18 protein-coding genes and 2 pseudogenes are annotated in these 23,272 nt (G+C 34.1%); 17 read left to right on the top strand and 3 right to left on the bottom strand.

The features are described from left to right. Positions 1-99: 99 nt before the first annotated feature. Complete coding sequence (gene gpmI, locus ABDW27_RS16005) at positions 100-1,617, top strand: 2,3-bisphosphoglycerate-independent phosphoglycerate mutase (RefSeq protein WP_343696810.1); 1,518 nt, start codon at positions 100-102, stop codon at positions 1,615-1,617. A gap of 164 nt (positions 1,618-1,781) precedes the next feature. On the opposite strand, the pseudogene ABDW27_RS16000 reads toward gpmI, so the two are convergent. Next, positions 1,782-2,881 (bottom strand): annotated as a pseudogene (locus tag ABDW27_RS16000) (DUF445 domain-containing protein). Between the two features lie 389 nt (positions 2,882-3,270). On the opposite strand from ABDW27_RS16000, the gene map reads away from it, so the two are divergent. From map to ABDW27_RS15965, 7 genes are all read left to right on the top strand, one after another. After that, positions 3,271-4,089 (top strand): type I methionyl aminopeptidase, encoded by an 819-nt coding sequence (gene map, locus ABDW27_RS15995; protein ID WP_008467219.1) that lies wholly within the window; start codon positions 3,271-3,273, stop codon positions 4,087-4,089. Between the two features lie 21 nt (positions 4,090-4,110). Further along, a complete protein-coding gene (locus ABDW27_RS15990; protein ID WP_343696809.1) occupies positions 4,111-4,884 on the top strand; it encodes a methyltransferase domain-containing protein in 774 nt (257 codons plus the stop codon). 123 nt (positions 4,885-5,007) lie between these two features. Next, complete coding sequence (locus tag ABDW27_RS15985; RefSeq protein ID WP_343696808.1) at positions 5,008-7,914, top strand: DEAD/DEAH box helicase; 2,907 nt, start codon at positions 5,008-5,010, stop codon at positions 7,912-7,914. A gap of 74 nt (positions 7,915-7,988) precedes the next feature. Continuing rightward, positions 7,989-9,242: a DUF5103 domain-containing protein gene (locus ABDW27_RS15980; RefSeq protein WP_343696807.1), complete on the top strand. Its 1,254-nt coding sequence runs from the start codon at positions 7,989-7,991 to the stop codon at positions 9,240-9,242. A gap of 79 nt (positions 9,243-9,321) precedes the next feature. Continuing rightward, the gene (gene apaG / locus ABDW27_RS15975) at positions 9,322-9,708 is read left to right on the top strand and encodes a Co2+/Mg2+ efflux protein ApaG (RefSeq protein ID WP_008467225.1); all 387 of its coding nucleotides are present in this window, start codon (positions 9,322-9,324) and stop codon (positions 9,706-9,708) included. A 152-nt stretch (positions 9,709-9,860) separates the two neighbouring features. Then, positions 9,861-11,486 (top strand): L-glutamate gamma-semialdehyde dehydrogenase, encoded by a 1,626-nt coding sequence (gene pruA, locus ABDW27_RS15970; protein WP_343696806.1) that lies wholly within the window; start codon positions 9,861-9,863, stop codon positions 11,484-11,486. Between the two features lie 330 nt (positions 11,487-11,816). Continuing rightward, entirely contained in the window at positions 11,817-12,548 is a 732-nt protein-coding gene (locus tag ABDW27_RS15965) for a hypothetical protein (RefSeq protein WP_343696805.1), read from the top strand. A gap of 69 nt (positions 12,549-12,617) precedes the next feature. On the opposite strand, the gene rsmG is transcribed toward ABDW27_RS15965, so the two are convergent. Next, positions 12,618-13,247: a 16S rRNA (guanine(527)-N(7))-methyltransferase RsmG gene (gene rsmG, locus ABDW27_RS15960; RefSeq protein ID WP_343696804.1), complete on the bottom strand. Its 630-nt coding sequence runs from the start codon at positions 13,245-13,247 to the stop codon at positions 12,618-12,620. A gap of 107 nt (positions 13,248-13,354) precedes the next feature. Here rsmG and ABDW27_RS15955 point away from each other — a divergent pair, with 107 nt between their 5' ends. From ABDW27_RS15955 to ABDW27_RS15930, 6 genes are all read left to right on the top strand, one after another. Beyond that, positions 13,355-14,449 carry an acyl-CoA desaturase gene (locus tag ABDW27_RS15955; protein ID WP_343696803.1) on the top strand — a complete coding sequence of 365 codons (1,095 nt, stop codon included), beginning with the start codon at positions 13,355-13,357 and terminating at the stop codon, positions 14,447-14,449. 76 nt (positions 14,450-14,525) lie between these two features. Next, positions 14,526-15,716: a pyridoxal phosphate-dependent aminotransferase gene (locus ABDW27_RS15950; protein WP_343696802.1), complete on the top strand. Its 1,191-nt coding sequence runs from the start codon at positions 14,526-14,528 to the stop codon at positions 15,714-15,716. A gap of 296 nt (positions 15,717-16,012) precedes the next feature. Further along, positions 16,013-16,468: a PA2169 family four-helix-bundle protein gene (locus tag ABDW27_RS15945; RefSeq protein ID WP_343696801.1), complete on the top strand. Its 456-nt coding sequence runs from the start codon at positions 16,013-16,015 to the stop codon at positions 16,466-16,468. Between the two features lie 117 nt (positions 16,469-16,585). Then, entirely contained in the window at positions 16,586-17,161 is a 576-nt protein-coding gene (locus tag ABDW27_RS15940; RefSeq protein WP_343696800.1) for a hypothetical protein, read from the top strand. A gap of 135 nt (positions 17,162-17,296) precedes the next feature. Further along, positions 17,297-19,165, top strand: coding sequence for a U32 family peptidase (locus tag ABDW27_RS15935; RefSeq protein ID WP_343696799.1), 1,869 nt, complete (start codon positions 17,297-17,299; stop codon positions 19,163-19,165). A 307-nt stretch (positions 19,166-19,472) separates the two neighbouring features. Next, positions 19,473-20,447: an integrase core domain-containing protein gene (locus tag ABDW27_RS15930; protein ID WP_343695512.1), complete on the top strand. Its 975-nt coding sequence runs from the start codon at positions 19,473-19,475 to the stop codon at positions 20,445-20,447. Positions 20,448-20,966: 519 nt separating this feature from the next. Here the strand turns inward: ABDW27_RS15930 and ABDW27_RS15925 are convergent. Then, on the bottom strand, positions 20,967-21,092 hold the full coding sequence (locus ABDW27_RS15925; RefSeq protein ID WP_343696798.1) for a hypothetical protein: 126 nt from the start codon (positions 21,090-21,092) through the stop codon (positions 20,967-20,969). A 51-nt stretch (positions 21,093-21,143) separates the two neighbouring features. Between ABDW27_RS15925 and purT the strand changes: the two are divergent. The 3 genes and pseudogenes from purT to ABDW27_RS15910 all read left to right on the top strand — a co-directional run. Next, positions 21,144-22,310, top strand: a pseudogene (gene purT / locus ABDW27_RS15920) (formate-dependent phosphoribosylglycinamide formyltransferase); the annotation flags it as partial. 2 nt (positions 22,311-22,312) lie between these two features. Beyond that, entirely contained in the window at positions 22,313-22,633 is a 321-nt protein-coding gene (locus tag ABDW27_RS15915) for a DUF6370 family protein (protein WP_343696797.1), read from the top strand. Then, the gene (locus ABDW27_RS15910; protein WP_179001464.1) at positions 22,633-23,208 is read left to right on the top strand and encodes a Crp/Fnr family transcriptional regulator; all 576 of its coding nucleotides are present in this window, start codon (positions 22,633-22,635) and stop codon (positions 23,206-23,208) included. The genes ABDW27_RS15915 and ABDW27_RS15910 overlap by 1 nt, the downstream gene beginning before the upstream one ends. Positions 23,209-23,272 lie beyond the last annotated feature (64 nt).

Here is a 23,272-nt window from a genome sequence, read left to right as displayed (position 1 = left end):
AATATTTTTTTTTATAGTTCATTTTATTAAATATAAATGTAACATTCCTCAGGTTTCAAACTTTAGAAATGCCTTATATTTGTAGAAAACAAAAAAGTAATGAACAAAAAAGTTATCCTTATGATTTTAGACGGTTGGGGAAAATCTCCTGACCCTAAAGTATCTGCAATAGACAATGCAAATGTTCCTTTTATAAACAGTCTTTATAAAAACTATCCAAGCGCACAGCTTAGGACTGACGGATTAAATGTTGGTCTTCCTGAAGGACAAATGGGAAACAGTGAGGTTGGACACATGAATCTAGGCGCAGGAAGAATTGTGTATCAAGACTTAGCCAAAATAAATTTAGCTGTAGAACACAAAACTTTAGCAAAAGAGCAAGTTCTTATTGACGCTTTTACTTATGCTAAAGACAACAATAAAAAAGTACACTTTTTAGGATTAGTTTCAGATGGTGGTGTTCACTCACATACTTCTCACCTTCGCGGATTAATTGATGCTTCACAAGAATATGGTTTAGATCAGGTTTATGTTCACGCTTTTACAGACGGACGTGATGTTGACCCAAAATCTGGAGCAAAATACATTCACGATTTAGAAGATTATATTAAAGATACTCCAGTAAAAATCGCATCTATCGTAGGACGTTACTATGCAATGGATCGCGACAAACGTTGGGAACGAGTAAAATTAGCTTACGACTTAGTTGTAAACGGTGTTGGAACTCCATCAACAAATGCTGTTGCAAGTGTTTTGTCTAGCTACGAAAAAGATGTTACTGACGAATTTATCGAACCTGTTGTTATCGTTGACGAAAATGCAAAACCTCTTGCCACTATCGTTGAAGGTGATGTTGTAATCTTCTTTAACTTTAGAACAGACAGAGGACGTGAACTTACTGAAGCGCTTTCTCAGCAAGATTTCCACGAGCAGAACATGCACAAACTAAACTTATATTATGTAACATTGACAAACTACGACGAAACATACCAAAATGTGAAAGTAGTTTACAATAAAGATAATATTACCGAAACACTTGGTGAGGTTTTAGAAAAAGCTGGCAAAAAACAAATTAGAATCGCTGAAACTGAGAAATATCCGCACGTAACTTTCTTCTTCTCTGGAGGTAGAGAAACTCCTTTTGAAGGTGAATCTAGAATTTTGAGAAATTCTCCAAAAGTGGCAACTTACGATTTAAAACCAGAAATGAGCGCTTACGAATTGGTTGATGCTCTTGTTCCAGAATTGAACAAAGGTGAAGTTGATTTCGTTTGTCTGAACTTCGCAAACGGAGACATGGTTGGACACACCGGAATTATGGAAGCTGCAATTAAAGCTTGTGAGGCTGTTGACGCTTGCGCGAAAAAAGTAATCGACGCGGCTCTTGCTAATGATTACACAACAATCGTAATTGCCGATCACGGAAACTGCGAAACCATGATTAACCCTGACGGTTCTCCAAACACAGCACACACGACAAACCCAGTGCCGATCATTTTAGTTGACAAACAACTAAAAAACATTCAAGATGGTGTTTTAGGCGACATTGCTCCTACTATTTTAGAATTAATGGGAATTCAGCAGCCAAATGCCATGACTTGTCATTCATTATTGTAGAAAATATTTTTCTTTATAAAAAAGAGGCAAATTTTAAAAATTTGCCTCTTTTTGTTTTTACACTTTTTTGTGTCAGCCTGAGCGAAGTCGAAGGCTTATGAAACGTAAGAGGGCTTCTACTCCGCTCAGCCTGACAACCGCATTATATTTTGAAGTGTTTTTTATCAAACAATAAAATAATGATAAATCTGCTCAACGCCATAAATGACAAGCCCAATCACACCACCAACCAAAGTTCCGTTGATTCTGATATATTGAAGATCCTTCCTATTTCTAATTCCAGCTTTTCAGAAACTTCTTTCCCATCCCAGCTTTTTACGGTTGACGAAATCAAATCTCCAATTACTTTTTTATTATTCAAAAGCATCGAAAGCAAATCGTTTTTAATAAAACCATTTATTTTGTCAATCATAATAGGGTCTTCTTTAATTCCATTTCCAAAAGTCTGAATCAATCCTGCAATATTACTTTTAATTGAAGAATCATCACCTTTATTTAAATCATTAGTAATTGACAATTTAATTTCATCCCAAATGCTATTGATATAATCCTGCACTTCTTTTTTTCCAACAAAACCCAAAATCATATCATTGATTTTAACTCTCATTTCTTCAGAGTTTTTTACTTTTTCTAAGAAATTAAAAATGTATTCGTCAATTTTTAAACGAACTGCACTTTCTGGCTTTTTAGCTTCATTTAGAAAGTCCTGCAAACCATTAAAAACCCCTTCTGTAATACTTTTATCAGCCAAACCAAAACTCAATAAAGGCGTTGATGCTTTTACTTTTTGACGAATTAAATCTTTGTTATTTGTCAGTTCAGCACTCATTACTTCCAAAAGATTGGTCAGCATTTGATTTTTCAAATCTCCTTTCTGTAAAGGTTCTAAAGCCAAAGCCACCCAATCGCCAAAATTTATTCCTTCCAATTTTTCTTTAAACTGAACCTGTATAAATCGTTTTACATCTTCATCTTTAATGGTTCTTAAAATTCCCGGAATGATATTTACAGCAACTGCATTGGCAATTTTATTTGCATTTTCTTCTTTCGAAAGCCAATCTGAAGCTTTAGTTGCAAAATTGAATTCGTCTAATTTTATTTCTAATTTTTCTCTATCTAAAAACTCTTCAGAAACAAAATTTCCTAAGTTCTCTCCAATTTCATTTTTCTTAGTCGGAATAATTGCCGTATGCCAAATCGGTATTCCCATTGGATGGCGAAATAGTGCCACGACAGCAAACCAATCGGCAATTCCGCCCACCATAGCTGCTTCGCTAAAAGCCTGAAGCATTGGGATTTTAAAGTAAATGGCAATTATAAAAAGAAGCACCGCAAAACCCAAAAGCGACAAAGCTGTTGCTTTCATTTTCTTTAATGCCTTTACTTTAGCTATATCTTGATCAGTTGAAATTTCCATAATTATAAACATTTGTACTACTAATTTATGGCTTTTTTCTGAAAGCCTCACGAGTTATTAGCCACGAATTCACGAATTATACCAAAACTTCACCTTTAAATTCTTTATCAATGAAGTTTGTGAAATTCTATTTTTAAAGATTTTTATTTGAGATAATTCGTGAATTCGTGGCGAAAAAAAATTACATAAAAAATGAGATAAAAATTGTACTTTTGCCAACTGAAAATGGAAAAAATATGATTATCCAAAAGACTAGAGAGGAAATCGAATTAATGCGCGAAAGTGCTTTAATCGTATCAAAAACATTAGGAATGATTGCTTCTGAAATTAAAGAAGGAGTTACAACATTATATCTTGACAAATTAGCCGAAGAATTTATTCGTGATCACGGTGCAGTTCCAAGTTTCCTTGGATTGTACGATTTCCCGAATTCGCTTTGCATGAGTCCAAACGCTCAGGTTGTTCACGGTATTCCTAATAATATTCCTCTTAAAAACGGTGATGTTATTTCGGTTGACTGTGGTGCTTTTAAAAATGGTTTCCACGGAGATCACGCTTACAGTTTTGAAATTGGAGAGGTTGCGCCTGAGGTTAAAAAACTTTTACAGGTAACTAAAGAATCTCTTTACGTTGGAATTAGAGAATTTAAAGCTGGAAATCGCGTAGAAGATGTTGGAAATGCGATTCAAAAATATACTGAAGCTCACGGTTACGGAGTAGTTCGTGAATTGGTAGGACATGGTGTTGGGCAAAAAATGCACGAAGAGCCAGAAATGCCAAACTACGGAAAACGAGGACGCGGAAAGCTTTTTGTAGAAGGAATGGTTGTAGCAATTGAACCTATGATTAACATGGGAACTAGAAACATCAAACAACTAAAAGACGGTTGGACGATTTTGACTGCTGATGGAAAACCAAGCGCGCATTTCGAACACGATGTTGCATTAGTTGATGGAAAACCTGAATTATTATCGACTTTTAAATACATCTATAAAGCCCTTGGAATTGAGAGTAATGAAGAAGATGAATTCAGACAAATTCCGTTAATCGTATAAATACAACCCCGAATCAAACCTGTGAAAAAACTATTTAAATTAGTCCTTAACACTATTCCGCGTCCATTATTAATTCGTTTGAGTTATGTGGCGCGTCCAATTTTAGCTTTCTCTTTGAGAGGAGATAAATATACCGATCCAATCGATGGAAAAAGCTTTAAATCTTTTCTGCCTTACGGATACGGAAAACAGCGTAATAATGTGCTTTCGCCAAGTACACTTTCTTTAGAAAGACACCGTTTACTTTGGCTGTATTTAAACGATCAGACCGATTTTTTTACAGCGCCAAAAAAAGTATTGCATTTTGCTCCAGAACAAGCTTTTTATAAAAGATTCCGTAAGCAAAAAAACTTAGATTACACCACAACTGACTTACTTTCGCCATTGGCTGATGTAAAAGCAGATATCTGTAATTTGCCTTTCAAAGACAACGAATACGACGTTATTTTATGCAATCACGTTTTAGAGCACATTCCAGACGACACAAAAGCAATGCAGGAATTATACAGAGTTTTAAAACCAGGCGGAATGGCGATTCTTCAAATTCCTCAGGATTTATCTCGTGAAGTTACTTTTGCAGATGATTCGATTACAGATCAGAAAGAACGCGCTAAAATCTTCGGACAATACGATCACGTTCGTGTTTACGGACGCGATTATTTCGATAAATTAAGAAGTATTGGTTTTATTGTGATCGAAGAAGATTACACTAACAAAATTGCACCAGAATTGGTTGAAAAATACTGTTTAGCAAAAGGCGAGATTATTCCGCTTTGCTTTAAACAGGAAAACTAATCTTTTCACCATATAAGTGATATAAGTTCATTTAAAAGGAGTTTTCAAAATAGTAATAATTTGAAAACTCCTTTTATTTTTTTGCCCAAATCTAAATTACAAGCCTAACCAAATCCCTAAATCTTGGAACCTACAAAATCATTTCAGTTCTGTTTTGACATCAGTTTGGAAAAAAATCTGAATGTCTATATTCCAACCGCCTACATCGTTGAGAATACTAGTGAAATCAAATATTTAGACAAAAAAGCAAGTCCTGATGTACTTGAAAGTTTCGGAATCACTTTTGATAATTTAGATTCCAACTCAAAAAGAATATTAACAGCTTGTGATTCTCTTAAACCTGAATTTATTTTTAAAAAGTTCGGAGCTAAAATTAAGTCAGCTAAAACAATTGCTGACTTACAAAAAGATTCAAAAATTGAATTTGCCATTCGTCAACATTTAAAATTCAATTTAAGTTCGTTTTATGATTTGATTGTAAAAGAACAATTTCCTCTGTCTTTAAATCTTGGACCTGAAAAAGATTTTTACCGCTCAAGAGTCAGCATCGACCCGCTTGATTTTGAACCGCAGATTCAGTTTGACAAACATCCAGAAGGCATTACTTATACTTTATCTTTAAAGGAAAATGAAACTATTTTCCCTCCAATGGACAGCAAAGTTGACATTCTTTTAGACGAACCAGGCTGGCTGATTATCAATAAAAAATTGGGGCAATTAAAAGAGTTGAACTCTAAAAAACTTATGCCTTTTTTAAAGAAAAAATCTATTGAAATACCATCAAAATTAGTTGATGATTACTTCAAGAGCTTTATTCCTCAAATCGCAAAAAAAATTGACATAGAAGCGACAGGTTTTGAGATTGAACTTCGTGACAAAATCATTTCCTGCACGATTCAGCCTATTCATGACTTCTTTAAAAACTGCTATTATCTTAATCTTTATTTTGATTATAACGGATATTCATTTGATGCGAGCAAAACTAAAAAGACACATTCTTTTGTAGATTTCAGTATTGCCAATGAACCTAAAATAATTCAATTTAAAAGAAATCCTGACGAAAGTTCATATATCGAAAAATTAAATGGAATTGGTTTAACCAAAATCAAAAACGAATTATTTGGATTAAATTCAGAAGCTGAAAACACAGATCCTTTCATCAATGTTCAGCTGATTATTGATCATAAAGAAGAACTGAAAAATTTAGGTTTTACTATTGACAACCTAAAACTGGAAAGCAAAGAAATCATTACGGAAAACTATACCATTTCTGCTTCAAAAGAAACTGCTGGTGATTGGTTCGACATTAGAATAATAATTACCGTTGGAAATTATAAAATCAATTTCAGCGAAATTATTCCAAACATAAAAAGCAAAGAAAGGCTTTTTGCTTTGCCTGACGGAAACTACTTTTTGATTCCGCTAGAATGGTTCAGCAAATACGGTTCGCTGGCAAAATTAGCCAAAATAGAAAATGGCGTTCTTTTGTTGCGCAAAAGCAATTTTACGGCTTTAGACGGAATTTCAGAAATTGACAGTGATTTAGATCAAATTCATCAAGCTGAGTTTACTGGTTCCGACTTAATAAAAGCAACTTTAAGACCGTATCAAATTGATGGCGTAAAATGGCTTTTAGGACATTTCAATTCCAATATGGGCGCGTGTTTGGCTGATGACATGGGACTTGGAAAAACACTGCAAACTTTGTCTGTTTTGGTTTCTGTACAAGAACAATTAGGCTTTACAACCAAAACCACCAATTTTGATTTGTTTGCCAACGAAACTACGATTGAAAGAGAACCATTAAAAGCTTTGATCGTTCTTCCGTCTTCGTTGGTTTTTAACTGGTTTAATGAAGCTGGAAAATTCACGCCGCACTTTTCGAAAATGCAATATGTGGGTAATGACAGAAAAATGCTAGCGAGCAGAATCAATTCGACCGATTTGATTTTTACAAGCTACAGCATCATTCATCGAGATATATCTATTTTAGAAAAATACGATTTCCGCTATTTGATTTTGGACGAAAGTCAATACATCAAAAACAAAAATTCTAAGATTTTTAAAGCTATAAATAAAATCAGTACAGGACATAAAATTGCTCTGAGCGGTACACCGATCGAAAATTCGCTTGACGATTTATGGTCACAAATGCAGTTTATCAATCCTGAGATTTTGGGCAGTTATGCTTTTTTTATGGAAAATTTCAAAAATCCGATTGAGAAAAAGCAAAATGAAGAAGTTTTAGCAGAATTAAAAAATCTTATCGCTCCTTATATTTTAAGAAGAACCAAAGAACAGGTTCTAAAAGATTTACCAGAATTGACAGAGCAGATTTATTACTGCGACATGGATCCCGAACAAGAGAAATTATACGAGAAAGAGAAATCTAAGGCTCGTAATTTCTTGCTTAAAACTGATGGTTCTGGACCAGACAAAATCAACATTATTAATACTTTGATGAAGCTGAGACAATTGAGTAACCACCCAAAAATGGTCGATCAAGAATCTGAAATTGATTCTGGAAAATATATTGCGGTTACCAATTATCTTGAAAACTTAGTAAAAGCAAAACAGAAAGTCATCATTTTCAGTTCGTTTGTTACCAATTTAAATTTTTATACCGATTGGTGTAAGGAAAACAAAATAGATTTCTGCGAAATTACAGGCGAAACTCCTGCAGATAAGAGGGAGCAGCAGGTTAAAATGTTTCAAGAAAAAGAAAATCCGCTGTTATTCTTTATTTCGCTTAAAGCGGGAGGTGTTGGCTTGAATATTACAAAGGCTTCTTATGTTTTATTCTTAGACCCTTGGTGGAATCCTTTCGCAGAAAAACAAGGTGTTGCACGTGCGCACAGAATTGGGCAAATGAATAAAGTAAATGTGATCCGTTTTATTTCTAAAAATACGGTTGAAGAAAAAATCATCAAACTACAGGAAAACAAAAAATTATTGTCTGACTCGCTTTTAGAAGAAAGTTATATCAATGATGAAATTGAAGGCAACTTAGAATATATTTTAGGAAATTAATCGTTAAATCCAATAGAACGGCATCTTTTTCGTTACATAAAATTGTTATATTTACAATCTTACAATATTTTAAGATGCCGAAATTTTTATTTACAAGCTTTATTTTTCTTTTTATTTTCACTTTAGCGAAAGCTCAAGAGAAAGAAATAGATCCTCCTTATAATATTAAAACCGTTTCGTTTATTCAGAATGGCAGTAATGTTCCGCCCATTTTCGAATTAGGTTCAGCATTTACCTTTCAATTTGATGATTTGTTTGGCAATGAAGCCAATTATTACTTTGAAGTTATTCATTGCGATTATAATTGGATTCCAACGCAAATTCCAAAAACGGACTATATTCTTGGAATGGATAATCAGAGGATTACCGATTTTTCTAATTCGTTTAATACACTGCAAGTTTATACACATTATAGACTTTCTTTTCCAAATCAGTTTACACAATTATTGAAGCTTTCAGGGAATTATATGCTGCGAATTCTAAATGAAGACCGAGAAGTTGTTTTCTCGAGAAAATTCATTTTATATGAAAACCATTGTACTGTTGGAGCACTAGTAAAAAGAAGCCGAAACTTAAGTAATATTGATTACAAACAGAACATAGAATTTACGATTCTGTCTAATGATATTGTTTTTCAAACTCCGCTGCAAAATGTAAAAGTGCTTTTACTGCAAAACGGAAACTTTCATACCGAAATAAAGAACATTGTTCCTCAATACACAATTGGGAACCAGCTGATTTATAAATATGACAAAGAGACCCAGTTTTGGGGTGGAAACGAATTTTTATATTTTGAAAATAAAGACATTAGAGCCGCCAGTAATAATGTAGCCAAAGTAGGCTCTAACAATGATATTTACAATTCGTTTCTGTACACTAACGCCGCAAGAGGAAATCAGATTTATACGAATTATGAAGATGTAAACGGAAACTTTGTGGTAAAGAACATCAACGGTTCTAACAACGATATTGAAGCCGATTATGCTTGGGTTTATTTTACACTCTCTGCTCCTGCTTTTAGAATGAACAAAGACATTTATATTTCTGGAATGTTTAATAACTACAGTCTTTCTCCAGAATATAAAATGGACTACAATAATGATAAAGGAGTTTTTGAAAAAGCCATTATGATTAAGCAAGGTTTTACAAATTTTCAATACACAGTTGCAGATAAAAAAGGAGTTGTTGATTTTGAAAATGCCATTGACGGAAACTTTTATCAGACTGAAAACGAGTACACCATCTTGGTGTATTACAAAGAAGCTACAGACCGTTATCAGCGTGTAATCGGAAAAGGAAATGCAAACTCTATCAATATAGTCAATTAAAACAATGTTAAGGTTTTAGATTAAACGATTTTTTTTTGTAGCTTTGCCTCTATAACACTCACATATATACGGCGTTAGTATGGTTTCTCAAATTACACGAGGCATAAAAATATCTGTTTTGACTAGTTTTGAAGGTACATACTTCAAAAACTACAAGATTCATTTTGCTTTTAGCTACGTAGTTACGATCGAAAATCATAGTAAAGATTCTGTACAATTAACTTCTCGCCATTGGGAAATTTTTGATTCTCTAAATGATTTAGAAGTTGTAGATGGTGAAGGTGTAATAGGCAAAAAACCAGTTTTAAAACCTGGCGAAAACCATACTTACAGTTCAGGCTGTTTATTATCGTCTCCTTATGGCGCAATGAAAGGTCATTTCAATATGATCAATTTTACTACAACGAAAACATTCAAAGTAATTGTACCTACTTTTAGAATGTGTGCTCCTTTTGCATTAAATTAAGATATAGTCTACATCTATAGCTTTTATCGTTATCTTAATCATAAAATTGTCAATTTATTAATTTATCCTTTGTACTTTTGTGCAGCGTTAGATTATTCGTAACAAAACAAATCGTCTAACTTTAAATTGTCTAATTCACAAATTTAAATAACATGCTTAAAGGATTTTTTCATGTACCAAAAGCGGTAAACGAGCCTGTAAAAAGCTACGCACCGAACTCACCAGAAAAAGCAGCTGTTCAGGCAGCTTACACTACAATGTGGAACTCTCAGATCGATGTTCCTTTATATATTGGAAGTGAAGAAATCAAAACTGGAAATACAAGAAATATTACAGCTCCTCATGATCACCAACATGTAGTTGGAAAGTATCATTTAGCTGAAAAACAACATATCGAAAAAGCGATTGCTACTGCGCTTGAAGCTAGAAAAAAATGGGCAAACATGGCATGGGAACAGCGTGCTGCTATTTTCTTAAAAGCTGCTGAACTTATCGCCGGACCATACAGAGCTCGTATCAACGCTGCAACAATGATTGGTCAATCTAAAAATATTCATCAGGCAGAAATCGATTCTTCTTGCGAATTAATCGACTTCTTAAGATACAATGTTGAGTTCATGACTCAAATCTACAACGATCAGCCAAAATCAGATTCTTCTGTTTGGAACCGTGTAGAATACAGACCATTAGAAGGTTTTGTTTACGCTATTACTCCATTCAACTTTACTGCTATCGCTGCAAACCTTCCTGCTAGTGCTGCTATGATGGGTAACGTTGTGGTTTGGAAACCAAGTGACAGCCAGGTATTTTCTGCAAAAATTATTATCGATGTTTTCAAAGAAGCTGGAGTTCCAGACGGCGTTATCAACGTAGTTTTTGGAGATGCTTTAATGATTACTGATACTGTTTTAGCAAGCCGTGATTTTGCTGGTGTTCACTTTACAGGTTCAACTCACGTATTTAAAGATATCTGGGCTAAAATTGGTGCAAATATCCACAATTATAAAACGTATCCAAGAATCGTTGGAGAAACTGGTGGAAAAGATTTTATCATCGCTCACCCAAGCGCAAACGTAAAACAAGTAGTTACCGGAATTACCCGTGGTGCTTTTGAATTCCAAGGTCAAAAATGTTCTGCTGCTTCGAGAGCTTATATCCCACAAAGTTTATGGCCAGCTGTAAAAGAACAATTAATTGCTGACGTGAAATCTATGAAAATGGGTTCTCCGGAAGATTTCGGAAACTTTATTACGGCAGTTATTCACGAAGGTTCTTTTGATAAATTAGCTAGTTATATCGACCAGGCTAAAAAAGATCCTGACGCTGAAATTATCGTTGGTGGTAATTACGATAAATCTAAAGGTTACTTTATTGAGCCAACGGTTATTGTAACGACAAACCCAAAATATACTACAATGGAAACTGAGTTGTTTGGACCAGTTATCACTCTTTATGTTTATGAAGATGCTAAATGGGAAGAGACTTTAGAATTAGTTGATACTACTTCTGAGTACGCTTTAACTGGAGCAGTTTTCAGCCAGGATCGTTATGCTATTGAAGTAGCGACTACTAAATTGCAAAACTCTGCTGGCAACTTCTACATCAATGACAAACCAACTGGAGCTGTTGTAGGTATGCAGCCATTTGGTGGAGCAAGAGCTTCTGGAACTAACGATAAAGCAGGTTCTGCATTGAACTTATTGCGTTGGGCTTCTCCAAGAACTATTAAAGAAACTTTTGTAACTCCAGAAGATTACAGATATCCGTTTTTAGGTTAATCTGAGTTTAGAGTTTAGATTATAAAAAATCCGTAAGTTTCAAATGAAACTTACGGATTTTGCTTTTTGATTCTATATATATAATGCAAGATAATCTTCTATTAATCTTCCACTTACATTACCAAATAAGACACATCATATTTAATACACAATGCGTTATACAAAAATTGTAGTACTTTTCTTATATATCTAATTATCAACAACATACATTGTCAAAAAAACATATTTTGATATTTTAAAAACTTCTTGTTCCACTCTAAAAAGAGACATCACTCTAAATTTGTCCCTGTAAATAATTACAAATTAATCAGGATAAACAAATTAAAAAATATGAGAAATTTAAACAATGTTCCTAATGTAATAATGGAATCAAAAAGTATTGGACATCCCATCGATTTTAAATGGACTAAAAAGAAAATTAATCAGCTTCTTGATCCTTTAGAAGAAGGAGAAAGTTTAGAAAAAACTTTAATGCAGATTAATCATAAAGCTTCAATGGGATTAACTGCAGCACTTTTAGAATGGGTATATTGGCGTTTTACAGGTTACAGCCATGAAGTAAACGATATTCAAAAACGTATCGAAGCGCTTTGGTGTTCTATAAATAATCGTGAACAAACAAACCCTTTATTATTTGATACCGATCTTGAAATATCGGCAGCCGGCTCGGTAAACGGAGCATTATGGATCGCCCTAATGAATGTTAGAATGATTGATGTACGATACAGAAAAGGTTCATACTTTTTACAAAGCGAAATTATCGGATTAGCTTTACTTGCTCGTCACATTACTCCAAAAAAGAGAAAATTTGATAAATGGTTTATAGAAACTGTAGAAAAGTTAATTCAGTTGTATCCGTGTCCTTATAAAAATGCTGAATTGGATGAAACAGATGAAGCTGTTTATGATTCATCAAATGAGCCTGTAATCTCTCGTGAGTTTTTCTTTGATTCTGAATTCAATTACAGCAAAGAAGCATCAGAAAATGCCATTCACAACTTTATTGATAATTTAAATATAAAAGCAAATCCTTTTTTAGATTTCTCAAGAAAGGCATCTTAATAGTAAAAACTATTAATTCAAAAAATAACCCGGAAAGAATTCTTTTCGGGTTATTTATTTTATATCAGTTTAAGGTTTAAATTTTAAAGGAAGATGAACCACTTTTTTAGTTTCAAAAAATTCATCCTCAAATATTTCTGCCAAATCGTATAAAGTCGCATTTGGAAAATCTTTTAATTCTTCGGCTAGATCTCCGCCTTTTAAATATAGAATTCCATTTTTTAAAGTATGCTTATGCTGTTTTTTGATTTTATCTTTAATCCAGGAAACAAAATCAGGCATATTGGTTACGGCACGGCTTACTATAAAATCAAAATCTCCTTTTACCAATTCTGCACGTTTTTGTTCTGCTTTTACATTTTTTAATTCTAATGCATCCACAACTCCCTGAACCACTTTTATCTTCTTGGCAATAACATCAATTAAATAAAAACGGGTTTCAGGAAAAAGAATCGCAAGCGGAATTCCGGGAAAACCACCGCCTGTTCCAACATCCAAAACTGTTGCTCCGGGTTCAAATTTCATGATTTTGGCAATTCCTAACGAATGTAAAATGTGTTTTGTGTATAATGAATCAATGTCTTTACGCGAAATAACATTAATTTTCTCGTTCCAATCGTGGTATAAAAAGTCTAATTTTTGAAATTGTTCTATTTGAAGTTCCGTCAAATTGGGAAAATATTTCAATATCTCATCCATTGCTGTAAATTTTTAACAAAAGTACTACTTTACGATTGAAATATTTAACTCAATTTTGCAAATTGAAAATTTATAATAATTACCTTTGAAATCTATTTAAAATAATTATGAATAACACCGCTCCAACTTTTGCAAGGCAAGACAATCTGAAGTTTTTCAGAACACTTAATTCTCGGGTAAACAATTACTTCAAGGAGAATAATATTCAGAAAACCGGAAATTGGAAATTACACTTAAAAGCTGTTATTCTATTTGCAGTTTTTCTAACTCCTTATTTTTTAATTCTTACTCTTGATATGCCTTTTTGGCTAATGCTGTTACTTTCTGTAGTAATGGGAGTTGGAATGGCCGGAGTTGGAATGAACGTAATGCACGACGGAAATCACGGTTCGTATTCAAACAAAAGCTGGATCAATAAATTTATGGGCGGAACAATTTATGTTTTGGCCGGAAATGTTTACAACTGGCAGGTACAACATAATGTACTTCATCATACTTACACCAATATTCCCGGACATGACGAAGATCTGGATGCAGGAAGAATTATTCGTTTTACAGAACATGCTCAATGGTATAGTTTTCATCGTTTTCAGCATTATTATTCTGTTTTCTTATACGGATTATTAACTTTCAATTGGGCTTTAACAACCGATTTTAAGCAAATGCGTAATTACCTTAAAAGAAAACTATCTTATGGTGAACCAAAAAATCCAAAAATTCTTTGGACAACATTAATCATTACTAAAATGATCTATGTTTCAATCTGGATTGTTTTACCAATTTTAATTGGAATTACGTGGTGGAAAGTTCTAATAGGATTTTTTGCAATGCATTATACAGCCGGATTAATCTTAAGTATTGTATTTCAATTAGCACACGTTGTAGATCACACTACAAATCCTTCTCCAAACGAATTAGGAGAAATGGACAATACATGGGCCGTTCACCAATTGTACACTACAACTAATTTTGCACCAAAAAACGCAATCGTAAACTGGTACACAGGCGGATTAAATCATCAAATCGAACATCACATTTTTCCAAATATCAGTCACATTCATTATGGGAAAATTGCACAAATCGTAAAGGAAACAGCAAAAGAGTGCAACTTACCATATTATGAATATAAAACAATGCGAAGTGCCGTTATTGCTCACTTTAAGCATTTACGTGAATTGGGAATGAAGCCAGAATTAGCATAAAAAACTAAAAAAAATCTATTAATAATTAACCTTCCTTAATAGGCGCAGCAAATTAAGGACATTCAAAATTTTTATAATGAATCATATTCTTTCGGACAGAATCAACAACCTTGCAACTTCGCAAACATTAGCAATGGCCGCTTTGGCAAGAGAATTAAAAGCACAAGGAAAAGACATTATCAGTTTAAGTTTAGGTGAACCAGATTTCAACACACCAGACTTTATCAAAGAAGCTGCAAAGAAAGCAATCGACGAAAATTACAGTACGTATTCTCCAGTAGATGGTTATTTAGAATTAAAAGAGGCTATCTGCAGAAAATTCAAAAGAGACAATGATTTAGAGTACAAACCATCTCAAATCGTAGTATCTACAGGAGCAAAACAATCTTTATACAACATTGCACAAGTAATGTTAAACGACGGTGACGAAGTTATTTTACCGGCACCATACTGGGTTTCTTATTTCGAAATCGTAAAACTTTCTGGCGGAGTTCCGGTTGAAGTGCCAACTTCTGTAGAAACAGATTTCAAAATTACACCAGAACAATTAGAAGCTGCTATCACGCCAAAAACAAAAATGATGTGGTTTTCTTCTCCATGTAACCCATCTGGGTCTGTTTACAGCAGAGAAGAATTAACAGCGCTTGCAAAAGTTTTAGAAAAACACCCAAATATTTACGTAGTTGCTGATGAAATTTATGAGCACATTAATTTCTCAGGAACTTTCTGCAGTATCGGTTCAATTCCGGGAATGTTAGAAAAAACAATCACTGTAAACGGAGTTGCAAAAGCATTTGCCATGACAGGATATAGAATTGGTTACATCGGAGCTCCTGAATTTATCGCAAAAGCGTGTACAAAAATCCAGGGACAAGTAACATCTGGTGCAAACTCTGTAGCACAACGCGCTACAATTACAGCTGTAGATGCAGATCCGAAAGTATTAAACGAAATGGTTCAGGCTTTCCACGGTCGTAGAGATTTAGTGGTTGGATTATTAAAAGAAATTCCGGGAGTAAAAATCAACGTTCCAGAAGGTGCATTCTATGTATTCCCAGACGTTTCTTCTTTCTTCGGAAAAACTTTAAAAGGGCACGAAATTAAAGATGCAAACGATGTTTCTATGTATCTCTTAGCTGAGGCAAACGTAGCAACAGTAACCGGAGACGCTTTCGGAAATCCAAACTGTATTCGTTTCTCTTATGCAACAAGCAACGATATTTTAAAAGAAGCATTACGCAGAATCAAAGAAGCTTTGACTGCATAAACATATTCTAAGTTTTATTAAAAACGGCTTAAGGTTCAAAAGTTTCATCACTTTTATACTTTAAGCTGTTTTTTTATGAAGCTATTTTGGGCGTATCCCTCACGCAAACCGTAAAACGAGAAAATTCATTTTCAAAAGAAAAAATCCCTTAGATCTCCTAAATCTGCGAGAACAAAAAACATAAGTTTCAAAATTCCCATTCTACAATATTATAAAATCAGATTTGCAATCCTGTAAAACATAACACTTTATAAATCGCCAACTTTGTAATGTATTAATTTTAAAACTATCAAGTCATGATACATACAGATGAAACCACACAAGAAACGGTTAAAACTTTAGAAGGATTAATTTCAATTCTTGAAGATGGAAAACTAGGATATACCAATGCAGCCGAACATGTAGACAATCTGGCGATGAAAAGTGATTTTCTGGACTATGCACGCGAAAGAGCCTTGTATATTGTAGAACTTCAGGACGAAATCAATAAACTCGGAAAATCAACCGATACTTCTGGCGGAGGTCCGCTTGGAGCTCTACACAGAACATGGATTGATATTAAATCTTCTTTCACAGGAGGAGATACTGAAGCCATTATCAATGCCTGTATTACAGGTGAAGAGGCAGCAATTGAAAAATATAAAATGGCACTCGAAGAAAACCATCTTGAACACAGTCAGGTTTTCGTTGTTTCAAAACAACTAAATGGTATTCAAAATACTTTATCACAAATTAAAATGAGAGCAAACTAATCGATTGGTTCATGCTTTTTTTAAAACCGTCTTGGTCTTCGGATCGGGCGGTTTTTTTATTATAAAGTTTCAAAATAAATCTTACATTCGCCGCACCATTTAACTAAACCAAAAATTATGACCTTAACTCTACGCTATTTTATTACTATTGTTTTTACAGTATTATTTTCATCTCATTCAAAAGCTCAAACTACGGGCAAATTTATCAAAGCTTCAATAGGTTTTGGATCAAGTACATCACATTATAAAGAAGAAAATCCAGAAGTAATAGATGGCTTTGGTTTTTATACACAAGGAGAATATGTAGTAGGTATAACGAAATGGTTTAGCGTAAGGCCATACGCAGGAGCTATTTTTACCTCAACAGATGAAGATAAAATTAAAAACCCAGAAGGTTACAAAGTAGAAACTAATGCTTTTTTTCTTGGAACAAAAGTTCGTCTTTGTGCTCCTATTCCTTGGGTTGCTCCTTTTGTAGAAACAGGTATTGGAGCTTCTATAGGCTCTTTTGAAACCTATACAAACTATGTTAATGAGAAAAAAAATGGTGTAGTAGCACATATTCCAATCGGTTTTGGGCTTGCAGTAGGCCCAAAAAATAATATAGAAATTGGATTTTCTTTTTATGGAAACTTAACTTCTCAGCAATCTTTTGGAGGATTTACAGCAGGATATTCTTTTGCATTAGATTAAAAATCTCGTTTATCATTATTCCATATTAAGTTAACAAATTCAAAAAAATCGCTTCATCACTAGCAAACTCGAATAATTTATTAGACCTTTGCACACTTTTTTTCGGGAATACCACAAAAGTCTAAAGTTTTAGAAATGAAGAAGAAAATCGAAATATTAGCTCCTGCCAGAGATTTAATTGGAGGAATCGCAGCCATAAATAGTGGTGCCGATGCTGTATATATTGGTGCGCCGCAATTTGGCGCACGTTCAAATGCCAACAACTCAATCGAAGATGTGGCTGAATTGGTAAAATACGCTCACCTATTTAACGCACAGGTTTTTGTGGTTATCAATACTATTTTATATGATAACGAATTAGAAACTTGCCGCGCCATGATTTGGGAATTATATGATATTGGTGTAGATGCACTAATTATTCAGGATATGGCGATTATGGAAATGGACTTACCTCCTATCGTCCTTCACGCCAGCACACAAGCTAATAATCGTGATGCAGACAAAATTAAATTCTTAAAAGACGCTGGTATCAAACGTGTGGTTTTAGCACGTGAATTAAACCTGCATCAAATTAAAACTATATACGATCACGCTGATGTTGAGCTAGAGTTTTTCGTAACTGGAGCATTATGTGTTTCTTTTAGCGGAAACTGTTATATGAGTGTGGCAAACGGAGAACGCAGTGCGAACCGTGGTTCTTGCGCACAAAACTGCCGTTTACCCTATAACTTAATCGACGGAAACGGAGAAACTTTAATCAGAAACAGTCACTTACTTTCGATTAAAGATTTAGACGTTTCAGATCAGATTCCGAATTTGATTGAAGCTGGAATTGTTTCTTTTAAAATCGAAGGACGTTTAAAAGATGTGGCTTACGTAAAAAATAACGTATCTTATTTACGTCAAAAATTAGACAGCTTTTTAGAGGGAAGCGATAAATACACTAAAGCTTCTTCTGGAAAATGTACGTATACTTTTGATTCTACTTTAAGCAGAACTTTCAATCGTGGTTACACCGATTATTTCGTAAACGAAAGACACAGCTCTATTGGTTCTTGGGAAAGCCCAAAATCAAAAGGTCAATATATTGGAAAATTAATCCGAACTGTTGGAAACGCTTACGAAATCGAAAACGGCGAATTATTAAACAACGGCGACGGACTTTGTTTCATCAACGAAAATAATGAAGCCGACGGAATCTACGTAAACAAAGCCGAAAACGGAAAAGTATATCCAAACGTTTTAAAAGAAATCAAAGACGGAACTTTCATTTATAGAAATAACGACGCTGCTTTCATCAAAATTGTTGAAAGAGAAGATAGTGCCGTTCGTAAATTAAGCACCACTTTATTGCTTACTGAAACGGAAACTGGTTTCCAATTAATCGCAACCGATGAAGATGGAAATGTAAGTACTGTTAACTTAGAACATCCAAAAGAGCAAACAAAAACGGGCGAGTCTATAGAAGAAAACATTAAAACGCAATTAGCAAAAACAGGTTTCACGCCTTATACAGCTGATGAAATCAACATTATGTTTTCTCAAAACTGGTTCCTTCCTATTTCAAAAATCAACGAAATGCGAAGAAATGTTTACGAACAATTATCAGAAATTCGTTTGGCAAATTACGTTCGTGAAGAACATCAATTGGTAAAAACGTCGCATCCGTATCCAGAAACGAAACTGGATTTTATGTACAACGTTTCGAACAAAACAGCTCGTAAATTCTACGAACGTCACGGTGTTACCGAAATCGAAAAAGCTTTTGAATTACAATGGGATCCAGGAAAATCTCGTGTAATGACAACTAAATATTGCATTAAATACGAATTAAAAAAATGCCCAATACATCAAAAAGACATAGTTGGTGTTAAGGTAAAAGAACCATTAGTATTGAAACAGGGAGAATTGGAATATAAATTAAAATTCAACTGTAAACCCTGTGAAATGGAAATCTGGGAAAAAGATGCTGAATTTGAGATTGAAGAAGATCATTTTCATTAATATTATTTAACCGCAACATTTTTTTACCGCAAAGAGCGCAAAGGAATACGCAAGGTTCGCAAAGATTTTAAACCAATCTTTGTGAACTTTTTTATTTTGGGCGTGTCCCTCCGGGTCGGGCTATCCGCTACAAGTCCTCGCCTGTTCGTTACTCACGGCTGTAGGCTTTCCACTTCTATCCCTCACGCAAACGATTTTATAAGAACTTTTACGTTTACAATTTCATTTCATACTCCCACAATCTTGTCATTCCTGTAAAGGTTAGATATTTCGGTAACAAAATTTACCTTTAATAAATTTTGTTGCGATGAGAAATAACAGTCAGGATTCAACATTAGAGAGAAACTATTTAGAGAAGTATCGTTTTTTAATAAAAGAATATGAGCAAGTAAAAAACAAGACTCATCCGTTGCATAAAAAGGCGATGGATTTTTACAAGGCAAATGACACCTGCAGAAAAAGCTTCTTAAAGTATTATAACCGTTATAAGCAGAGCGGTAAGTCTTTGGATCTGCTTCCTCAGAAGCGTGGTCCAAAATACAAGACAAGACGTCCTCTGCCATTTATAGAACGAAAAGTAATTGAATTAAGGGAAAAAGGAAACAACAAATATGAAATTGTTAGTATCTTAAAGCCAAAATTAGGAAAAAACACACCTTCATATTCAGGAGTTTATAATATTTTAAAGCGTAATAAAATAAACAGGTTAACTCCGAAGATTAAAAAGAATCATCAAAAAATAATCAAGGAAAGAATGGGACAGCTTGGTCATATTGATTGTCATCACTTAAGCAAAAGCATCATAAAAGGAGAAAATCGAAAATTGTACTTAGTATGTATAATTGACGACTACAGCCGGATTGCCTGGGCAGAATTAATCCCAGACATCACTAGTTTAACGGTTATGTTTGCGTCATTAAAATGCTTAAACATCTTAAGCGATCATTATGAGATAAAATTTGAAGAGATTTTATCTGACAATGGACCTGAATTTGGAATCAAAACCAGCCAGCAGAAATATAACCATCCTTTTGAGAGAATGCTTATGGAATTGGGAATTGTTCACAGACATACAAAACCTTATAGACCACAGACAAACGGGAAGGTCGAACGCTTCTGGCGAACTCTTGAAGATGATCTGCTCAGAGAAACTGATTTTGATTCTTTGGAAGAACTAAAAGAAGAATTATTACAATATTTATATTACTATAATCACGAAAGGCCACATCAGGGAATTGATGGAAAAAAGCCAATCGAAATGATAAATCCGTTACCGAAATAAGTGACTTTTACAATTCCGAGGAACGAGGAATCTCCGCGAGTAACTCCGTTCCAATAAGCCAATCTTTGTCGAGCTACTTGCGGAGATTCCTCGTTCCTCGGAATGACAAACTGTGTGGTTAATTAATACAATAATCAAACTAAAATCCGCCGAATCTCCAAAATCAGCGTGAGAATAAATTTCATTTTATTTATCTTTACTCTCAAAATAATTTTAAATGGAATCAAAAAGCAACATACAAAAACACGCAGTCATTGCTGGACTTTTTGTGTGTGCTTTTTTTCCATTATTAATTTTTTCAAAAAGCCTTTTCATCGACTTATGTATACAAATATGTGATTTTGGCTTTTTTTGGAATCCAATATTTTGGGGAATCATTTTTCCATTTTTTATTGTTTTCCTCTTTTGGAATACCTCTAAAAAATTAAGCTATTCATTAAATCAAATAACTTATTTTCAAGCTTGCTCTCAATTTTCTTTTGGAGTAAGTTCTAAATTCATACTATCACTTTTTACAATTTACATAATTGGATTATTTATTAATGGACTATCTGTTGTATTAAAATCACAAATTCCATATGTAGTTTTGTTTTCAATACTAATGATTTTATTTCTGTCATTCGTATTAATGATTCTAACTTTCATAAGCAGTTTAATAATTGTAAAAGTGAGTCAAAACACCCAAACTTTAAATCAAACAAAATGAAAATACTACTCCTAGGTTCAGGCGAATTAGGCAAAGAATTTGTCATTGCCGCACAACGAATCGGACAAACCATAATTGCAGTTGACAGTTACGAAAATGCACCAGCTATGCAAGTCGCACACGGTTTTGAAGTCATTAATATGCTCGACGGCGAAGCGCTTGACCGAATCGTAGCCAAACATAAACCTGACTTTATCGTTCCCGAAATAGAAGCCATTCGCACCGAACGTTTTTACGATTACGAAAAACAAGGAATCACCGTTGTTCCTTCAGCGAAAGCGGCAAACTTTACCATGAATCGTAAAGCAATCCGTGATTTAGCTTCGAAAGAATTAGGTTTAAAAACGGCAAAATATCAATACGCAACCTCAGCCGAAGAACTTCAAAAAGCCGTTCAGGAAGTTGGAATTCCATGCGTTGTAAAACCTTTGATGTCTTCATCAGGAAAAGGACAATCAACAATCAAAACAGAAAGTGATATAGAAAAAGCATGGCAATATGGCGTTGCAGGTTCGCGTGGTGATGTAATCGAAGTAATTGTAGAAGCCTTTGTAGATTTTCATTCTGAAATTACACTTTTGACGATTACTCAAAATAATAATCCAACTTTGTTTTGCGCTCCAATTGGACACAGACAAGAACGTGGCGATTATCAGGAAAGCTGGCAGCCGGCTTTAGTTTCTGAAAAAGACTTATACGAAGCTCAAGATATGGCCGAAAAAATTACAGAAGCTCTTGGAGGCGCGGGACTTTTTGGTGTTGAATTTTTCCTGACTAAAGAAGGCGTTTATTTCTCTGAACTTTCTCCGCGTCCGCATGATACCGGAATGGTAACTTTGGCCGGAACACAAAATTTCAACGAATTTGAATTGCATTTAAGAGCCATTTTAAGTCTTCCAATTTTCGAAATCACTTTAGAAAAAGCTGGGGCAAGTGCCGTAATTTTAGCATCAGAAGATTCTACAAATCCAACTTTTACCGGAATTGAAAAAGTAGCTGCTTTACCAAAAACTGATTTCAGAATTTTCGGAAAACCAACTTCCAGACCTTACCGAAGAATGGGAGTTGTTTTAAGTCACGATACACTTTCAACGCCAATTAAAGAAGTAACAGAGCGCGCCAAAGAAACGGCAAAATTAATAACTGTAAATTCTTAACTATGAAAAATATATTATTAGCAACATTCCTTTTTATTGGAATTGCAGTACAAGCGCAAAGCAAAAAGAAATTTAACAATCCAACCATCGTTGAAGCTTCATGTGGAGAATGCCAATTCGGTCTGAAAGGTGAAAGTTGTGATTTAGCCGTTCGTATTGATGGAAAATCCTATTTTGTTGATGGAACAAAAATTGACGAACACGGCGACGCTCATGCTAAAGATGGATTTTGCAACGCCATCAGAAAAGCTTCTGTTACGGGAGAAATCAAAGGAAACCGATTTATCGCTACTTCATTCACTTTAATTGACGATAAAAAATAATGGCATTAATATTAGAAAACATTGCTAAACACGTTTCTCTCACTCCAGAAGAACAAGAACTTTTTTTATCTAAATTAGAAACAAACACTTATAAAGCCAAAACGCTTTTATTAAACGCTGGCGAAGTTTGCAAACACTCCTATTTTGTAAATTCAGGCATTTTAAGAAGTTTCAATATCAACGATAATATTGTTGAACACGTTCTTTCTTTTGCTTGCGAAGGCTGGTGGATGAGCGATATGTACAGTTATTTTTCGCAAAAACCAGGACAGCTTTTTATTGAAGTTTTAGAAGAAGCAGAAGTCGTTTCTTTATCTAAAGAAAATCAAGAGCAATTGTATCTTGAAATTCCGAAGCTGGAGCGCTTTTTTAGAATTCTAATTGAAAATTCTTTAGTCGCTAATCAACAAAGATTAATGGACAATTTAAGCTTGCCTGCCGAAGAACGTTTCGAAAAATTCACTAAAAAATACGGAACATTGGTACACAAAGTTCCTCAAAAACAAATCGCTTCTTTCATTGGTGTAACACCAGAATTCTTCAGCAAAATGAAAGCAAGACTTTTGAAAAAGTAAAATTAAACCATTAAGACATTAAGATTCATTAAGCTAGACTTAATCTTTCTTATTTTTTTAAGAA

This window comes from Flavobacterium sp. (assembly GCF_039595935.1).
Classification (GTDB): Bacteria; Bacteroidota; Bacteroidia; order Flavobacteriales; family Flavobacteriaceae; genus Flavobacterium.
The sequence above is the reverse complement of the archived record's forward strand: the minus strand, read 5'-3'. Positions and strand labels throughout refer to the sequence as shown.

What these genes read in the sequence shown, in the direction of transcription:
- ABDW27_RS15980 (WP_343696807.1), top strand. Translation starts at nt 7,989, where the DNA reads ATGCCGAAATTTTTATTTACAAGCTTTATTTTTCTTTTTATTTTCACT.
- ABDW27_RS15965 (WP_343696805.1), top strand. Translation starts at nt 11,817, where the DNA reads ATGAGAAATTTAAACAATGTTCCTAATGTAATAATGGAATCAAAAAGT.
- ABDW27_RS15945 (WP_343696801.1), top strand. Translation starts at nt 16,013, where the DNA reads ATGATACATACAGATGAAACCACACAAGAAACGGTTAAAACTTTAGAA.
- gpmI (WP_343696810.1), top strand. Translation starts at nt 100, where the DNA reads ATGAACAAAAAAGTTATCCTTATGATTTTAGACGGTTGGGGAAAATCT.
- ABDW27_RS15915 (WP_343696797.1), top strand. Translation starts at nt 22,313, where the DNA reads ATGAAAAATATATTATTAGCAACATTCCTTTTTATTGGAATTGCAGTA.
- pruA (WP_343696806.1), top strand. Translation starts at nt 9,861, where the DNA reads ATGCTTAAAGGATTTTTTCATGTACCAAAAGCGGTAAACGAGCCTGTA.
- ABDW27_RS15950 (WP_343696802.1), top strand. Translation starts at nt 14,526, where the DNA reads ATGAATCATATTCTTTCGGACAGAATCAACAACCTTGCAACTTCGCAA.
- apaG (WP_008467225.1), top strand. Translation starts at nt 9,322, where the DNA reads ATGGTTTCTCAAATTACACGAGGCATAAAAATATCTGTTTTGACTAGT.
- ABDW27_RS15910 (WP_179001464.1), top strand. Translation starts at nt 22,633, where the DNA reads ATGGCATTAATATTAGAAAACATTGCTAAACACGTTTCTCTCACTCCA.
- rsmG (WP_343696804.1), bottom strand. Translation starts at nt 13,247, where the DNA reads ATGGATGAGATATTGAAATATTTTCCCAATTTGACGGAACTTCAAATA.
- ABDW27_RS15930 (WP_343695512.1), top strand. Translation starts at nt 19,473, where the DNA reads ATGAGAAATAACAGTCAGGATTCAACATTAGAGAGAAACTATTTAGAG.
- ABDW27_RS15955 (WP_343696803.1), top strand. Translation starts at nt 13,355, where the DNA reads ATGAATAACACCGCTCCAACTTTTGCAAGGCAAGACAATCTGAAGTTT.
- ABDW27_RS15925 (WP_343696798.1), bottom strand. Translation starts at nt 21,092, where the DNA reads ATGAAAGTTAGAATCATTAATACGAATGACAGAAATAAAATCATTAGT.
- ABDW27_RS15935 (WP_343696799.1), top strand. Translation starts at nt 17,297, where the DNA reads ATGAAGAAGAAAATCGAAATATTAGCTCCTGCCAGAGATTTAATTGGA.
- map (WP_008467219.1), top strand. Translation starts at nt 3,271, where the DNA reads ATGATTATCCAAAAGACTAGAGAGGAAATCGAATTAATGCGCGAAAGT.
- ABDW27_RS15940 (WP_343696800.1), top strand. Translation starts at nt 16,586, where the DNA reads ATGACCTTAACTCTACGCTATTTTATTACTATTGTTTTTACAGTATTA.